We start from the raw sequence: 14,466 nt of genomic DNA, 5'->3' as shown, positions 1-14,466 counted from the left end.
GCGCAGGCTTCAAGTACAAAGGGGTGGTTTCAGGTACAGGGGGTGTGGTTCGTGCAGTGGCGTGGGTTCAGGCGTTGCGGGTGCCGGGGTGGCGGTGGGTGGCTTGCAGGGCGGTGGCGGCGCCGCGGACGGCGGCGGTGTGCGGTGCCGGAGCGGGACGTACGGTGGCGCCGATCCGACGCGAAAGTTTGTACGTGATCTCCGGCCGCAACGCCCCGCCACCAGCGAGCAGAACCCCACGATCCAGCGCGTCAACCACCTGACCGCAGCAATCACCCTGCAGCAGACCGAGTACCGCGTCCGCGACCTCCTCCACAACCTCCGCCGCGGACAGATCATCCACCCCCAACGGCGTACGCCGCGCCTCCACCACCGCGCCGTCGGTAAGCAACGCAACCTCGATCAGCTGAGCACCGACATCAACCACCAGCAACGGCTCGGCAACCCCAACCCGCGCCCCGAACGCAACCGCCTTAGCCCCATCCAGCGTTACCACAGCCGCCGGCCCCAACACATCCAGCACCGTCCGCAGCTCCAGCCGCTGCCGCTCCCCACCCAACACCGGTACAACAGCAACCACCGTAAGCCGCCGCCCCACAGTCAGCTCGCTCGTTCTGTTCGGATCGCTCTGTGCAGGCAACGAAGCCTTCCTGGCCGCTCCGACGGACCTGCGCGGACCACCGTCCTCAACCAGGTTGCCGACGTCGGGCTGGTTGATGCGTGTGGCCATCCGCACCGAGGACGTGGCTGAGGTGGGGGTCTCGCGGCCAAGCAGAGTAGCGAGGAAGCTGGCGGTTGCGGCGGCGTTGACGATCTCGCCCCGGTATACCAAACCGCGCCGGCCGGACGTGCCCGGTGCATGAGTCGGCACGTCCGCGACCAGGCCGTGCTCGGTGGTCCAGATCCGCGTACGCGCACTGCCGAGGTCAATCGCGATCCCGGTCACCATCCGGTCTCCCATCGGCAGCACACGCCACCACCCAGCCCGCTCACCACCCGCCGAACCACGCCACCACTCCACCCACATGTCAGCCGCCACGATGCCCAACTCCATCCAACCCGCCACCCACCGGCCCGATGCACCACGCCTCCGCCCAACCATGGACAGACCAGGCACTCGAACGCGCCGAGCGAACGTCAGTCGACGAACTGCTCGAACTGTTCGGGTGAGGGTTGGGTGGTGGGGTGCTTGGTTGTTTTGGGTGGGTGGTTGGTGGCCGGGTGCGCCACCATGAGCGGCCGGTGGTGGGCTGTGGGGTCGGGGGTTGTGATGTGTCGGGGCTGGAGGTGTGCCTCGCCGGCTTCATTGGGTGGCCGTTTCGCGGGCTCGGTGGCAGTCGCCGCAGTACAGCGTTTCCGGGCAGATCCGCAGCCGCGACAATGCGATGCCGCCTCGGCATTCACGGCACTGGCCGTAGTGCCCGGTTTCCATGCGGTCCAGAGCTGCCTCGACGTCGGCCAGTACGTCACGGGCCGCGATCACCAGGCAATCCTCGACCTCAGCCCGACCCGCAGCGGGTGTGACGGTTGGTATACCGGTGACCGAAGCTCCTGGCACCGATTGGTTGTGGGTACCGAAGGCCGCGGCGTTCGGTGTTGCACGGTCGTCGGAAGCAGCGGATGTGGTGGCCGGCGGGGAGGGCCGATTCGTGGTTGGTGGGGAGGGTTGAGAGGCGTGGGGGGTGGTGGGGTTTGGTTTGGGGCGTTGGTGGATTTGGGCTAGTTGTTCGCGGCGGAAGGTGCGTTGTTCCAGCAGGCTTGCTCTGAGGCCGGCTAGTTCGTCTCGTGGTATACCACCGTTGCGCGACTTCCTGGTCTGGCTTTTCACGCTGCTCCTCACTTGGCGCGGCGGCGCCTAGAGCGCCTGCTGCTGGCAGCGCACGCAGTAGCGCACGTACGGCAGGATCTCCAGGCGTCCGACCGGGATGCGTGCCTCGCAGCCTTGGCAGATGCCGTACTTGCCGTCCTCGACGCGTTCGACGGCGGCGTCGATCTCCTTCAGTACCAGGCGAATCGCGGTGGTTTGCGCCGTGACCAGGTCCTCGTTGGCGTTCGGCTTGTCGGCCTCCATCGCGTTCAGCTGGGCCAGCCGGGTGTTGCGCTCGTGCTGCAGACGTTGCAGAGTCTCGTGGACGCGGTGCGCACCGGGCTGACCGCCGGAGCCGAACGTCGAGGTCTCTTGGGTGTTCATGACCACACCATGGCCGCTGGGTCAGCGGTTTCCTATCGGGACTGACCCCCATCTTGGTATACCTCCGGCACGTCTGGCGCGGGCTGTACCGCGGCGGGTGAGGTACGCGGCGTACGCCTAGCCCGGCGGATGGGTGTCAGGCCCGATCGACAGCGGTGGACGGCAGGGTCAGGCTGGCCGCTGAGGTATACCGGAGACGATGGGCGCACGATGGTGGCGAAGGAACACGTCCACGGAGCACGTCCACGTTGGTGGCGAAGGTAACGGCCACGATGGTGGCGTTTGGTAGGACTGAAGGGCTGAGGAAAGGAATGCTGGTGTCGTTGTTCTGGCGGATCTTCGGCCTGAACGCGCTTGTACTCGGCGGGGCGACCGCGTTGCTGCTGTGGGCGCCGGTCACCGTGTCGGTGCCGGTGCTGTTCACCGAGGCGTCCGTACTGATCGGCGGCCTGGTGGTCATGCTGGTCGCCAACGCCGCTCTCCTGCGGGTCGGTCTCGCGCCGCTGGCCCGGCTGAACCGGCGGATGTCGACCGTCGACGTACTGCGTCCCGGGCAACGGCTTCCGGTCAGCGGGCACGGTGGTATACCGGATCTGCTGCATGCCTTCAACGACATGCTCGACCGGCTGGAACGCGAGCGCGCGACGAGCGCGGCGCGGGCGTTGTCCGCGCAGGAGTCCGAGCGGCGGCGGATCGCGCGGGAGTTGCATGACGAGGTGGGGCAGAGCCTGACCGCGGTACTGATGGATCTGAAGCGGGCGGCCGATCGTTCGCCTGATCCTGCGTTGCGCGGTGAGTTGGCGCAGGCGCAGGAGACGACGCGGGCGAGCTTGGATGAGGTACGGCGGCTCGCGCATCGGCTGCGGCCCGGCGTACTGGAGGATCTTGGCCTGATCAGTGCGCTGACGGCGCTGGCGACCGAGGTGTCGGATCACACCGGGCTGGTGATCGATCGGCGGTTCGACGCCGGATTGCCGGAGCTGGATGGGCAGACCGAGCTGGTGCTTTACCGCGTCGCGCAGGAGAGCCTGACGAATGTTGCGCGGCACGCCGGGGCGCGGCGGATCGAGTTGTCGCTGGCGGCGTACGCCGGGGCTGTCGTTTTGCGGATCGCGGACGATGGACGCGGGATCGGGCTGGCGCATGAAGGTGCCGGGATCCGCGGCATGCGTGAGCGGGCCCTGCTGATTCGCGCGGCGCTCGACATCGAACCCCGGCCGGCGGGCGGCACCGAGGTAAGCCTGACGGTCCCGGTCCAGAAACTCGCTCCCCCACCGAAGCCAGCAGGTCCAGGCGGTCCCGCGGGTCCAGGCAGCCCCGCGGGTGCAGGCAGCCCCGCGGGTGCAGGCGGCCCGGCGGGTCCCGCAGCTTCCGTCGGGCCGGCCGGTCCCGCGGGTGCAGGCGGGCTGGCGGGGCCTGCGGCTGCCGTTGGGCCGGATGGTTCGGCCGATCGGGTGGATGGGGACGGGGGGCCGGGATGCGGGTGACTCGGATTTTGCTGGCGGATGATCATGCGTTGGTACGGCGTGGGGTGCGGCTGATTCTTGATGGTGAGCCGGATCTCGAGGTGGTCGCGGAGGCGGATGACGGTAGTGAGGCGGTCGCGTTGTGCCGGAGCCAGGAGGTGGATCTGGCGATTCTCGACATCGCGATGCCGCGGATGACCGGATTGCAGGCGGCGCGCGAGCTGTCGGTCGTGAAGCCGGACGTACGGGTGCTGATGCTGACCATGTACGACAACGAGCAGTACTTCTTCCAGGCGTTGAAGGCAGGGGCTTCCGGGTACGTACTGAAGTCGGTGCTCGACCGCGACCTGGTCGAAGCGTGCCGGGCGACGATGCGGGGCGAACCGTTCCTGTACCCGGGCGCGATGAAGCGGCTCGTCCGCAGCTACCTTGAGCGCGTCCGGCAGGGCGCCGACCTGCCGCAGCAGATTCTCACCGTGCGCGAGGAGGAGATCCTCAAGCTGGTTGCTGAGGGCAACTCTTCGAAGGAGATCGCCGGGCTGCTCACCATCAGCATCAAAACAGTCGAGCGGCACCGATCCAACATTCTTCAGAAACTCGGGCTCCGGGATCGTCTCGATCTCACCCGGTACGCCATCCGGGCCGGCCTGCTGGAACCCTGACCCGCCAGAACCGCTCAGCGCCCGAAGGCAGAACAGGTTGGTTGGGCCTGTGGACAACGGGTTTGGGGTGCTGGGGGTGGTGCGGCATGCTTGGGATGGTTGGTATACCAAACCTGGAGCGTGGATGAGTGACGTGCGGGAGTCTGAGGCCGAGCGGGTGGCGCGGCGGTTGCGGGACGAGATTCTCGACGGGGTGCGGCGGCCCGGGGAGCGGTTGGTCGAGCGGGAGCTCGCGGCGGGGCTGGAGGTCAGCCGGGTGCCGGTCCGGGAAGCCCTCAAGGTACTCGTTGCCGAAGGGCTGATCACGCTGCGGCCGCGGTCGTGGGCCGTGGTCCGGACCTTTACCGACTCCGACATTGCCGATCTTACCGAAGTGCGTGCGGCGTTCGAGCCGTTGACCTTTCGGTTGGCTGCTGAGCGGCGTACGCGGGAGGGGCTTGATCGGTTGCGGCGTACGCTCGATGGCCAGCTGGCGGCGGCGCGGACCGGGGATGCGGTGGTGGCGCGGCGGAAGGCGGCGGACTTTCACGAGATCGTCACCGAGCTTGCGTCGAACGAGCTGCTGATCGAGATCGAACGGCCGCTGCGGAGCAGGATGCGGTGGTTGCTCACTCAGCACGACGATCTGAAGGCGGTCGCGGAGCAGCATATGGAGCTCTACGCGGCGATCGCAAACCGGGATGCTGATCTGGCCGAACGTATGGCCAGTGAACATCTCGCGCAGTCCCAGTCACTGTTCCGCGACAGCCGCGGGATGCCCTGACAGCCCCACTCGACACATCACCTCAACCGTCGGCGGAGCCGACGGTTGAGGGTGGGGGCCAACGGGGCGGCGGTCAGGGTGGCAATCGGCTGAGGCGGGTGCCCATGACGGGTGCCCTTGGCGGGCGGTGGTGGCGCGTGGCCTTGGCGCGTGGCAGTGGCGCGTGGCCTTGGCGAGTGGCGGTGGCGCGTGGCCTTGGCGGGTGGCCTTGGCGCGTGGCGGTGGCGGTATACCGGATTTGCGCCTGAGGGGTGGGCTTTGGTCAGGTTTGGTATACCATTGTGGGTATGCGTAGCTTGGTGGTTGGTGGGGTTCGGGGTTCGGGTGGGGCGTTGGTTGATCTGGTGGTTGTGGATGGGGTGATCACCGACGTGGCGGCAGCGGGGAGTGCTGTCGTGCCGCCGGAGGTGGAGCGGGTCGACGGGCGTGGGTTGCTCGCCTTGCCGGGGTTCATCAACGCGCATGCGCATGTGGACAAGAGCTGGTGGGGGCAGCCGTGGGTTTCGTACGGCGGTGAGCCGACGACCCAGGGGCGGATCGCGCATGAGCGGGCCGAGCGGGACAAGTACGGGATCCCGAGCGTGGACGGTACGAAGGCAGTGCTTCGCGAGTTCCTGCGGCACGGGACGACCGCGACGCGTACGCATGTGGACGTCGATCTCGGTGTCGGACTGCGCGGAATCGCCAACGTGCACGAGGCTGCCGCCGCTCTGAACGGTGCGGTCGAAGTGGAGATCGTCGCGTTCCCGCAGGATGGCGTACTCCGGCGGCCGGGTGTACTGGAACTGCTCGATCAGGCCGCGGCCGAAGGGGCGACGAGTATCGGTGGCCTCGATCCGGCGTCGATCGACCGGGACCCGGTCGGGCAGCTGGACGCGCTGTTCGAGATCGCGGTGCGGCGGAACGTCGGGATCGACATCCATCTGCACGACCGCGGTGACCTCGGCGGGTTCCAGTACGAGCTGATCGCCGAGCGCACGGTGGCCGGCGGGCTGTCCGGGCGGGTGAACGTCTCGCACGGGTTCGCGCTCGGTGAGCTGTCGCCGCAGCGGCGGTCGGAAATGGTATACCAATTGGGTGAGGCCGGAGTTTCCTGGACGACGGTCGCGCCGGTCAACTCGGCACCGCTGCCCTGGCGCGAGATGCGGACCGCCGGGGTCGCGATCGGACTCGGTACGGACGGCATCCGCGATCTCTGGTCCCCGTACGGTGACGGTGATCTCCTCCAGATCGCCCGCGGTTTCGCCCGGCTGCACGGTCTGCGCGACGACGCCGACCTCACGTACGCGATCGAGCTCGCGACCACGGCCGCCGCGCCGTTCGTACACCGCGAGGTGCACGGCCTGACGCCGGGTGCCCGCGCCGACATCGTGCTGATCGACGCGGAGAACGTCCCGGACGTGCTGGTGCGCGCGCCGCGACGTGAATTCGTCATCGCCGGCGGACAGGTCGTCTTGCGCGACGGCGTACTCCAGGTGTGAGTACCGGGACTGCCACGGTCGTCGGGAGGACACTGGGCTCGTTGCGCGACAACCGGGCATTTCGCCTGTTCTGGTTGTCGAATCTGTTCTTCTTCGGCGGGGTCTGGACGCAGACGCTGGTACTCGGCTGGCTGGCGTACGAGACGACGCACTCCGACTTCCTGGTCGCCGTGTTCACCGCGGTACGACTTGCTCCGCTGCTGCTGGGACCGTTCGCGGGCGCGTACGCCGACCGGCACAACCGGGTTCGGCTGCTGATCATCGCGGCCTCGTGGGCGTTGGTGGCGGTCAGTGCCGTCGCGACGCTGGCGTCGCTCGGCCGGGCCTCGTACTGGGTGCTCGTCGTCGGCGGTCTCGCGATCGGGCTGGCGCAATCGCCGTCGCAACCGGCGCGCGCCTCGCTGGTGATGGATCTGGTCGGCCGGCAGAACATCAGCAACGCCAACGCACTGAACTCGATGGCGCTGAACATGACGCAGGTGATCGGTCCCGCGCTCGGCGGTCTGATGATCAGCGGGCTCGGCGCGCCGGCCGCGTTGTGGGTCTCCACATTTTGGTATGCCATTTCGCTCGTCACGCTGCTGCCCCTGCGTCAGTACGGGCGGGTCGTCGGCGGGCACACCGGATCGGCGGTCCGGATGGTGACGAGCGGGCTGCGTGAGATCGCGCGGAATCGCTTGGCGTCGACGGTTCTGTTGGTCACTCTGGCGGCGAACACGTTGATCTGGCCGATCGCGCAGTCGTTCATGCCGGTGTTCGCCAAGGAGTCGCTCGGCCTCGACGCCGCCGGGCTTGGCTGGTTGCTCACCTGCACCGGCGTCGGCGGCTTGACCGGCTCGCTGGTGATCGCGTGGCTCGGCGACTTCCGGTTCAAGGGCGGCATGTTCGTCGTCGGCACCGCGATCTGGGGAATGCTCTGGGCCGCCTTCGGGCTGTCGTACAGCCCGGTCGCGTCGTTCGTGTTGATGACCGCGATCGGCGTGATGAGCGCCGCGTTCGGTGTCCTGCAAACCACGCTGCTGCTGATGACCACGAACGAGTCGCTGCACGGCCGCGCCCTCGGTGTCCAGGAACTCGCGATCGGCATCATGCCGCTGGCATCCCTCGCGCTGGGCGCCTTCGCCGAGCACTACGGGGTCAGCATCACCACGTTCGTCAGCGGACTCCTACTCGTCGTCCTGCTCGCCCTCCTGGCCCTCTGGACCCCGCAACTCCTCCGCTACGGCGGCCACGAAGCCCGCGAAAACCAGGAGCCGCTACCGTAGAAGGCCAGGAGGTGACCTGATGACGGTGCGAGTGCGGCGGATCTACGACGCCGTCGAGGACACCGACGGCAAGCGCGTACTGGTCGACCGGCTCTGGCCGCGCGGAGTCAGCAAGCAGCACGCCCAGCTGGACGAGTGGTGCAAAGAAGTTGCCCCATCCAACGAGTTGCGCGAGTGGTACGGACACGATCCTGCTCGGTACGACGAGTTCGCTCGCCGGTACCGGGAAGAGCTCCAGCAACCAGAACGTGCTGAAGCCCTTGCCCGGCTGAAGAAACTGACGAACGGAACGCTGACGTTGCTCACCGCAACCAAACAGGCCGGGATCAGTCAGGCGGCCGTTCTGGCCGAGGTGCTGGAGTAGCTCAGGACCACCACTTGTTGCCGCGCGACAACGCGTCCGCGGTCTCACCGGTGGTGTCGAGCCCGTCGAGATCGGCGACCGCGGCGGCGTCCAGCTCGAAGTCGAAGACGTTGTAGTTCTCCAGGATCCGCGGCTGATGCGTCGACTTCGGGATCACCGAAAGGCCCTTCTGCATCGCCCAGCGGATCAGCACCTGCGCGGGCGTGTGGCCGGTGGCCTCGGCGATCCTGGCCACGACCGGGTCGCCGAGGTGCCGCCCGGTGCCGAGCGGGCTGTACGCCTGCGCGACGATCCCGGCCGCTTCACCGGCATCGACGAGCGCACGCCGGTACTCGAACGGGCTGAACTGGATCTGGTTCACGGCCGGCTGGATCTCCGCGACCTTCGAAAGCTCCTGGATCTCGTCCGCGCCGAAGTTCGAGATGCCGATGCCCTTGGTCAGGCCGGCCTCGACCGCCGCCTGCATCCCCGGCCAGGCCCAGGTCGGTCCGCCCTGCGGCCAGTGGATCAGGTACAGGTCGAGGTATGGCGTGCCGAGCCGCTCGAGGCTCTTCTCCGCCTCGACCCGCGCGTCCTTCCCACCCGGGTAGAACTTGGTGGTCAGGAAGATTTCCTCGCGTGGTATACCACTGTCCCGGATCGCCCGGCCGACGCTGGCCTCGTTCTGGTACGCCTGCGCGGTGTCGATCAGGCGGTATCCGGCCTCGAGCGCCCAGGTGACGGCACGCTCGCACTCGGCCCCGTCGTCGACCTGCCAGACACCCAACCCGAACAGCGGGAGCTCCGTGCCATTGGACAACGTGCGCGTCAGCTGAGTCATACAACCCTTCTACCACGCGGAAGGAAACGGCGCCCGCGGGACGTACGCCCGTGGATCAGCGCCGTGGAACAGCGCCGTGGAACAGCGCCGACCCGGCCTACAGCTTGTTCGCCTGCCGGATCACGTCCACCACATCGGACATCATGCCGGTCAGGTCGTAGTCCTTCGGTGTGTATACCGCGGCCACGCCGGCGGCGAGCAGCTTCCTCGCGTCGCCGTCCGGGACGATCCCGCCGACGACCACCGGTACGTCCTCCAGCCCGGCCGTCCGAAGACCGTCGACCACCTGCGGTACGAGCTCCATGTGCGATCCGGACAGGATCGACAGCCCGACGCAATGCACGTCCTCGGCGACCGCGGCGGCGACGATCTGCTCCGGTGTCAGGCGGATGCCTTGGTATACCACCTCGAAACCCACGTCTCGGGCGCGTACCGCGACCTGCTCGGCACCGTTGGAGTGACCATCGAGTCCGGGCTTGCCGACCAGCAGCCGGAGCCGTCCACCCAGCTCGTCCGACGTCGACTTCACCTTCGCGCGGACAGCCGCGAGCTCAGCGCCACCCGCGGCGATACCGACCGATCCGGACACGCCGGTCGGCGCGCGGTACTCGCCGTACATCTCCCGCAGTACGCCCGCCCACTCCCCCGTCGTCACACCGGCCCGCGCGCACTCCAGGGTCGCGGGCATCAGGTTGCCGGCCGTCTTCGCGATCGCCTGCAACTTGGCAAGGGCAGCGTCAACGGCGGCGGCATCTCGTTTGGTATGCCATTCCTGCAACGCCTCCAGTGCAGCGGACTCGGCAGCGGGGTCGACGGTCTGGATAGCTGTATCGAGATCAGCAGTCAGCGGTGACGGTTCGGTGTTCTCGAACCGGTTCACGCCGACGACGACCTGCTCGCCCGACTCGATCCGCTGCCGCCGCTCGGCATGCGACGCGACCAGCGCCTGCTTGAGATAACCACTCTCGACAGCAGCGACCGCACCGCCCATCGCCTGCACCCGGTCGATCTCCTCGCGCGCCCCGTCGACCAGCGCGGACACCTTCGCCTCGATCACGTGCGATCCGTCGAAGATGTCGTCGTATTCCAGCAGATCGGACTCGTACGCCAGCACCTGCTGCATCCGCAGCGACCACTGCTGGTCCCACGGCCGCGGCAGCCCGAGCGCCTCGTTCCAGGCGGGCAGTTGTACGGCCCGGGCGCGCGCGTTCTTGGACAGCGTCACGCCCAGCATCTCCAGTACGATCCGCTGCACGTTGTTCTCCGGCTGCGCCTCGGTCAGACCGAGGGAGTTGACCTGCACGCCGTACCGCAGCCGCCGTGCTTTCGCGTCGGTCACGCCGTACCGCTGCAGCGTCAGCTCGTCCCACAGCCGTACGAACGCGCGCATCTTGCACGTCTCCTCGATGAACCGCACGCCGGCGTTCACGAAGAAGGAGATCCGCTGCACCACTTCACCGAACCGCTCCGGCGGTACCTGACCCGCGTCGCGCACCCGGTCCAGTACGGCGATCGCCGTCGACAGCGCGAACGCCAGCTCCTGTACGGGTGTCGCGCCCGCCTCCTGGAGGTGGTAGCTGCAGATGTTGATCGGGTTCCACTTCGGCATGTTCGCGACCGTGTACGCGATCACGTCCGTGGTGAGCCGCAGCGACGCCTCCGGCGGGAACGCGTACGTGCCGCGGGACAGGTACTCCTTGACGATGTCGTTCTGCGTCGTACCGGTCAGCTCGTCGGGGCGCGCGCCCTGCTCCTCGGCGGCGACCTGGTAGAGCGCGAGCAGCCACATCGCGGTCGCGTTGATCGTCATCGACGTGTTCATCCGCGCCAGCGGGATCTGGTCGAACAGCGCGCGGACGTCACCCAGGTGCGCGACCGGTACGCCGACCTTCCCGACCTCGCCCTTGGCGAGCGGATGGTCCGCGTCGTACCCGGTCTGGGTCGGCAGGTCGAACGCGACCGACAGTCCGGTCTGCCCCTTGGCCAGGTTCCGCCGGAACAGCGCGTTCGACTCCGCCGCGGAAGAGTGACCCGCGTAGGTTCGCATTACCCACGGTCGATCCTTCTCGGTGGCCATGTACCCGAGAGTAGGACTCTGTGCCCTTGTGAGTCCGCCCCTCGTGACCCGAGTCACCAGGGGCGTGGATCACACGAAGGCCGCCGAGGACGCGCCCCTAGGCGGTCATCGGCAGCGGGGTGCGCTCGACTTTGAGGACCCGGTGCAGACGGGTGACCGCGAGGATGCGGACGACCGAAGGCATCGGGTGCCAGAGCACGAGCTGGCGGCCGAGGAGCTGGGTACGGCGGTGGGTCGCGACCAGGAGGCCGAGGCCGGTCGCGTCGACCGCATCGACCTCCTCCAGGTCGACGATCACGTCCCCGTCGGAGGTGTCGATCAGATGGTTGAGCGTTTGCCGAACGTCGCCCACTGAGCGTACGTCCAGGATGCCGGTCAGATGTACCACGTTGTCAGACTGCAGGTGGGTCTGGTTGTGGGTCGGTGCGAGCATGTCCGGGCCCTCCGCTCTTCCGGCGGCCCCCGAGTGATTCGGCCGCGTGGCAGCGTCTTGTCCCTAAAGACTCCCTGCAGACACGGAAGGTTGCCAAGACCTCGCGAACTTTTACTTCGGGTGACGACGGACCTCAAGCGGCCGAAGGAGGGCTCGAGCGGCCGAAGCAGGGCGGGTGGGCTCGGTGTGGGGCGGTGGGGCGGTGGGGCGGTGGGGCGGCGGTGCGGCGGGGGTGGTGGGTTCGCGGGAGAATGGGGTCTGTGGCTGCGGACGAGTACTTCTGGTTTCCGGTGGTGACGATCGCGCTGGCCGGTTCCATGGTGCTGTTGTGCCGCTGGGCCTTCTCCAAGGCGAAGGGCGGGTCACTGGTCCGCCGGGTGGACACGACACCGGCCGCGCGGGACTCGTTCGGGCTCCTGATCGACGTACGCACGGTGCCGAGCTACAACGACGCCCGGGTGCTGGTGTCGCGGCTGGCGGCCTTCCGGATCAAGGCGACCGCCGCGCGCACCGACGACGGCTGGACCATCTACGTCTGGCCACAGGACGAGGCAGCCGCCCGCGGCCTGCTGGACACCTCCTGACGCCCCCTGACACCGCAACCTGACACGGCAACTGCCGGGAGTCGCGCGGGACAGGTGTTTTAGCCAGCGTCTAGGGTCTGAGTATGGGGACTCTGCTTGAGCTGGATCTGACCCGTGGCGTACTCGAGACGCCGCCTGCCTCACCGGTGGCGGCCTTCCGCGCTCGTCATCTGCCGACGCTGCGCGAGCTGGTGGGAGCGCTGCGGAAGGGTTCGCGGGACGACTCGGTAGTCGGTGTCGTCGCGCACCTCGGTGCGCACCGCCTGTCGCTGGCGCAGGTGCAGGAGCTGCGTGAGGCGGTGGCCGACTTCCGGACGTCAGGGAAGCCGGCAGTGGCCTGGACCGAGTCGTTCGGTGAGGCCGGTCAGGGCACCGTCCCCTACTACCTCTCCACGGCGTTCGACGAGATCTGGCTGCAGCCCTCCGGTGATCTGGCCATCACCGGTGTGACCGTGCAGGCCGTTTTCGTACGCGGTGCGCTCGACAAGGCCGGGGTGGTCCCCCAGTTCGGCAAACGGCATGAGTACAAGACAGCAGCTGACACGTTCACCGAGAAGGAGATGACCGCGCCGGCGCGGGAGATGGCGTCCCGGCTGGCCGAGTCGGCGTACGAGCAGATTGTCGAAGGCATCGCGGTACGCCGACGTCTGGACACCGCACGGGTGCGGGAGCTCGTCGACAGCGCGCCCCTGCCCGCGCAGGACGGTCTGGATGCCGGACTGGTCGATCGACTCGGCTACCGGTCAGACGTGTACGACGAGCTGAAGAAGCAGCTTCAGTACGAGGACCGCCTGCTGGCTGAGCGCTACATCCGGCGCGGGCCGCGCACTGTCGATGAGCTACGCAAGACCCTCCCCTGGCCGCAGAAGCCACTTGTGGCAGTGGTCCGTGTAGCCGGCGGCATCTCGGTCGGCCGCAACTCCAACAGCCCGATGGGCGGACCGGGTGCCGGCTCCGACACCATCGGCGCAGCACTGCGCGCCGTGACGGACAACGAGCACGTCAAGGCAGTGGTGCTGCGCGTGGACAGTCCCGGTGGCTCGTACGTCGCGTCGGATGCCATCCGGAACGAGGTACTGCGCTTGCGGTCGACCGGACGACCTGTGATCGCGTCGATGGGCGGAGTGGCCGCATCGGGCGGGTACTTCGTGGCGATGCCGGCCGATGTGATCGTCGCCCAGCCAGGCACCATCACCGGGTCCATCGGCGTACTGACCGGCAAGGGCGTCGTACGGGACGCGCTGGGCCGGATCGGGATCTCCCGCGAGGCGGTGTCGGAGGGTGCGAACGCGCGGATGTTCTCCGCGCAGGAGGAGTTCACCGACGAGCAGTGGGCGCGGCTGGAGGAGACGCTGGACCGCATCTACAAGGACTTCGTCGCCAAGGCCGCGCAGGACCGCGGGCTGCCCGAGGAGCAGCTGGAGGCGCTTGCTCGCGGCCGGGTGTGGACGGGTGCCGATGCGCACATGCACAAGCTTGTCGACGAGCTTGGTGGGTTCCAGCATGCGCTGACGCTCGCCTGCAACCGGGCTGGTCTGGACCGCGACGAGATCGGCGTGACGTCCGTACCGCACCGCAATCTGCTCAGTCAGCTTCGGGCGCCGGTGACGACCGACGATCTGGCCGTCACCGCGGCGCCGTTGACGCTGGACGGCCTGACCACCGGTCTCTACAGCGCACTGGGCCTGCCACCCGCGGGCGTACTACGGATGCCCCTCAGCTGGGAGATCGGCTAGCAGCTGGGAGACTGGCTAGCGCTCGCCGCCTGGTACCCAGAGGACGTCGCCGCCGGAGGACAGGTTCGCCACCCGGCCGAGGATGAACAGCAGGTCGGACAGGCGGTTCAGGTACGTGATCGCGAGCAGGTTGACGGACGGGCCGTGCGCCTCGACGGCGGCCCAGCCGGCCCGCTCGGAACGCCGGACGACCGCGCGCGCCACGTTCAGGTACGCGGCGCCCTCGGTACCGCCGGGCAGGATGAACGAGCGCAGCTTGGTCAAACGACTGTTGTACTCGTCGCACCACGCCTCGAGCCGGTCGACGTACTCCTGGGTGATCCGCAGCGGCGGGTACTCCGGGTCGGGCGTGATCGGGTTGCACAGGTCGGCGCCGACGTCGAACAGGTCGTTCTGGATCCGGGTCAGCAGCACCACGATCGAGGTGTTCAGGTGCCCGGCCGCGATCGCGACGCCGATCGCGGAGTTCGCTTCGTCCACCTCGCCGTACGCGGCCAGCCGCGGATCGGTCTTCGAGGTGGTCGAGTTGTCGCCCAAGCGGGTCTCGCCGGCGTCTCCGGTGCGGGTGTAGATCCGCGTCAAGTTCACAGCCATGCCAGGACTCTACGCAAACCCCCGGTCCCA

At 68.1% G+C, this 14,466-nt stretch carries 15 protein-coding genes; 8 read left to right on the top strand and 7 right to left on the bottom strand.

All coding sequences use genetic code 11. The features are described from left to right. Window positions 1-67: 67 nt before the first annotated feature. The 3 genes from HDA44_RS00770 to HDA44_RS00760 all read right to left on the bottom strand — a co-directional run bounded on the left by HDA44_RS00770 (window position 68) and on the right by HDA44_RS00760 (window position 2,191). Window positions 68-1,054 carry a rod shape-determining protein gene (locus HDA44_RS00770; RefSeq protein ID WP_184830473.1) on the bottom strand — a complete coding sequence of 329 codons (987 nt, stop codon included), beginning with the start codon at window positions 1,052-1,054 and terminating at the stop codon, window positions 68-70. A 249-nt stretch (window positions 1,055-1,303) separates the two neighbouring features. Next, window positions 1,304-1,483 (bottom strand): TraR/DksA family transcriptional regulator, encoded by a 180-nt coding sequence (locus tag HDA44_RS00765; protein ID WP_184830472.1) that lies wholly within the window; start codon window positions 1,481-1,483, stop codon window positions 1,304-1,306. A gap of 372 nt (window positions 1,484-1,855) precedes the next feature. Further along, window positions 1,856-2,191 carry a TraR/DksA family transcriptional regulator gene (locus tag HDA44_RS00760; protein ID WP_184830471.1) on the bottom strand — a complete coding sequence of 112 codons (336 nt, stop codon included), beginning with the start codon at window positions 2,189-2,191 and terminating at the stop codon, window positions 1,856-1,858. A gap of 317 nt (window positions 2,192-2,508) precedes the next feature. On the opposite strand from HDA44_RS00760, the gene HDA44_RS00755 reads away from it, so the two are divergent. The 6 genes from HDA44_RS00755 to HDA44_RS00730 all read left to right on the top strand — a co-directional run bounded on the left by HDA44_RS00755 (window position 2,509) and on the right by HDA44_RS00730 (window position 8,192). Then, window positions 2,509-3,678, top strand: a complete 1,170-nt coding sequence (locus HDA44_RS00755; protein ID WP_184830470.1) for a histidine kinase — start codon at window positions 2,509-2,511, stop codon at window positions 3,676-3,678. Beyond that, a complete protein-coding gene (locus HDA44_RS00750; RefSeq protein WP_184830469.1) occupies window positions 3,669-4,319 on the top strand; it encodes a response regulator in 651 nt (216 codons plus the stop codon). Before HDA44_RS00755 ends, HDA44_RS00750 begins: the two co-directional genes overlap by 10 nt. Window positions 4,320-4,443: 124 nt before the next feature. Continuing rightward, entirely contained in the window at window positions 4,444-5,082 is a 639-nt protein-coding gene (locus HDA44_RS00745; RefSeq protein WP_184830468.1) for a GntR family transcriptional regulator, read from the top strand. A 287-nt stretch (window positions 5,083-5,369) separates the two neighbouring features. Further along, entirely contained in the window at window positions 5,370-6,563 is a 1,194-nt protein-coding gene (locus HDA44_RS00740) for an amidohydrolase (protein ID WP_184830467.1), read from the top strand. Next, window positions 6,560-7,828, top strand: a complete 1,269-nt coding sequence (locus tag HDA44_RS00735) for an MFS transporter (RefSeq protein ID WP_202887033.1) — start codon at window positions 6,560-6,562, stop codon at window positions 7,826-7,828. The genes HDA44_RS00740 and HDA44_RS00735 overlap by 4 nt, the downstream gene beginning before the upstream one ends. A gap of 19 nt (window positions 7,829-7,847) precedes the next feature. After that, entirely contained in the window at window positions 7,848-8,192 is a 345-nt protein-coding gene (locus HDA44_RS00730; RefSeq protein ID WP_184830466.1) for a DUF488 domain-containing protein, read from the top strand. A 1-nt stretch (window position 8,193) separates the two neighbouring features. Here the strand turns inward: HDA44_RS00730 and HDA44_RS00725 are convergent, their stop codons facing one another. The 3 genes from HDA44_RS00725 to HDA44_RS00715 form a co-directional block, all read right to left on the bottom strand. Next, on the bottom strand, window positions 8,194-9,012 hold the full coding sequence (locus HDA44_RS00725; protein WP_184830465.1) for an aldo/keto reductase: 819 nt from the start codon (window positions 9,010-9,012) through the stop codon (window positions 8,194-8,196). 97 nt (window positions 9,013-9,109) lie between these two features. Beyond that, the gene (locus HDA44_RS00720; protein ID WP_184830464.1) at window positions 9,110-11,089 is read right to left on the bottom strand and encodes a protein meaA; all 1,980 of its coding nucleotides are present in this window, start codon (window positions 11,087-11,089) and stop codon (window positions 9,110-9,112) included. 97 nt (window positions 11,090-11,186) lie between these two features. Next, window positions 11,187-11,522 carry an STAS domain-containing protein gene (locus HDA44_RS00715; protein WP_184830463.1) on the bottom strand — a complete coding sequence of 112 codons (336 nt, stop codon included), beginning with the start codon at window positions 11,520-11,522 and terminating at the stop codon, window positions 11,187-11,189. Window positions 11,523-11,773: 251 nt separating this feature from the next. Between HDA44_RS00715 and HDA44_RS00710 the strand changes: the two genes are divergently transcribed. After that, the gene (locus HDA44_RS00710) at window positions 11,774-12,106 is read left to right on the top strand and encodes a hypothetical protein (protein WP_184830462.1); all 333 of its coding nucleotides are present in this window, start codon (window positions 11,774-11,776) and stop codon (window positions 12,104-12,106) included. Between the two features lie 83 nt (window positions 12,107-12,189). Further along, on the top strand, window positions 12,190-13,842 hold the full coding sequence (gene sppA / locus HDA44_RS00705; protein WP_184830461.1) for a signal peptide peptidase SppA: 1,653 nt from the start codon (window positions 12,190-12,192) through the stop codon (window positions 13,840-13,842). Window positions 13,843-13,857: 15 nt separating this feature from the next. On the opposite strand, the gene HDA44_RS00700 is transcribed toward sppA, so the two are convergent. Beyond that, window positions 13,858-14,436 (bottom strand): cob(I)yrinic acid a,c-diamide adenosyltransferase, encoded by a 579-nt coding sequence (locus tag HDA44_RS00700; RefSeq protein ID WP_184830460.1) that lies wholly within the window; start codon window positions 14,434-14,436, stop codon window positions 13,858-13,860. Window positions 14,437-14,466: the final 30 nt, after the last annotated feature.

The organism is Kribbella solani (assembly GCF_014205295.1).
Taxonomy (GTDB): Bacteria; Actinomycetota; Actinomycetes; order Propionibacteriales; family Kribbellaceae; genus Kribbella; species Kribbella solani.
This window is presented reverse-complemented; position numbering and strand designations above follow the sequence as displayed.

What these genes read in the sequence shown, in the direction of transcription:
- HDA44_RS00770 (WP_184830473.1), bottom strand. Translation starts at nt 1,054, where the DNA reads ATGGAGTTGGGCATCGTGGCGGCTGACATGTGGGTGGAGTGGTGGCGT.
- HDA44_RS00760 (WP_184830471.1), bottom strand. Translation starts at nt 2,191, where the DNA reads ATGAACACCCAAGAGACCTCGACGTTCGGCTCCGGCGGTCAGCCCGGT.
- HDA44_RS00750 (WP_184830469.1), top strand. Translation starts at nt 3,669, where the DNA reads ATGCGGGTGACTCGGATTTTGCTGGCGGATGATCATGCGTTGGTACGG.
- HDA44_RS00745 (WP_184830468.1), top strand. Translation starts at nt 4,444, where the DNA reads ATGAGTGACGTGCGGGAGTCTGAGGCCGAGCGGGTGGCGCGGCGGTTG.
- HDA44_RS00740 (WP_184830467.1), top strand. Translation starts at nt 5,370, where the DNA reads ATGCGTAGCTTGGTGGTTGGTGGGGTTCGGGGTTCGGGTGGGGCGTTG.
- HDA44_RS00730 (WP_184830466.1), top strand. Translation starts at nt 7,848, where the DNA reads ATGACGGTGCGAGTGCGGCGGATCTACGACGCCGTCGAGGACACCGAC.
- HDA44_RS00725 (WP_184830465.1), bottom strand. Translation starts at nt 9,012, where the DNA reads ATGACTCAGCTGACGCGCACGTTGTCCAATGGCACGGAGCTCCCGCTG.
- HDA44_RS00720 (WP_184830464.1), bottom strand. Translation starts at nt 11,089, where the DNA reads ATGGCCACCGAGAAGGATCGACCGTGGGTAATGCGAACCTACGCGGGT.
- HDA44_RS00715 (WP_184830463.1), bottom strand. Translation starts at nt 11,522, where the DNA reads ATGCTCGCACCGACCCACAACCAGACCCACCTGCAGTCTGACAACGTG.
- HDA44_RS00710 (WP_184830462.1), top strand. Translation starts at nt 11,774, where the DNA reads ATGGGGTCTGTGGCTGCGGACGAGTACTTCTGGTTTCCGGTGGTGACG.
- sppA (WP_184830461.1), top strand. Translation starts at nt 12,190, where the DNA reads ATGGGGACTCTGCTTGAGCTGGATCTGACCCGTGGCGTACTCGAGACG.
- HDA44_RS00700 (WP_184830460.1), bottom strand. Translation starts at nt 14,436, where the DNA reads ATGGCTGTGAACTTGACGCGGATCTACACCCGCACCGGAGACGCCGGC.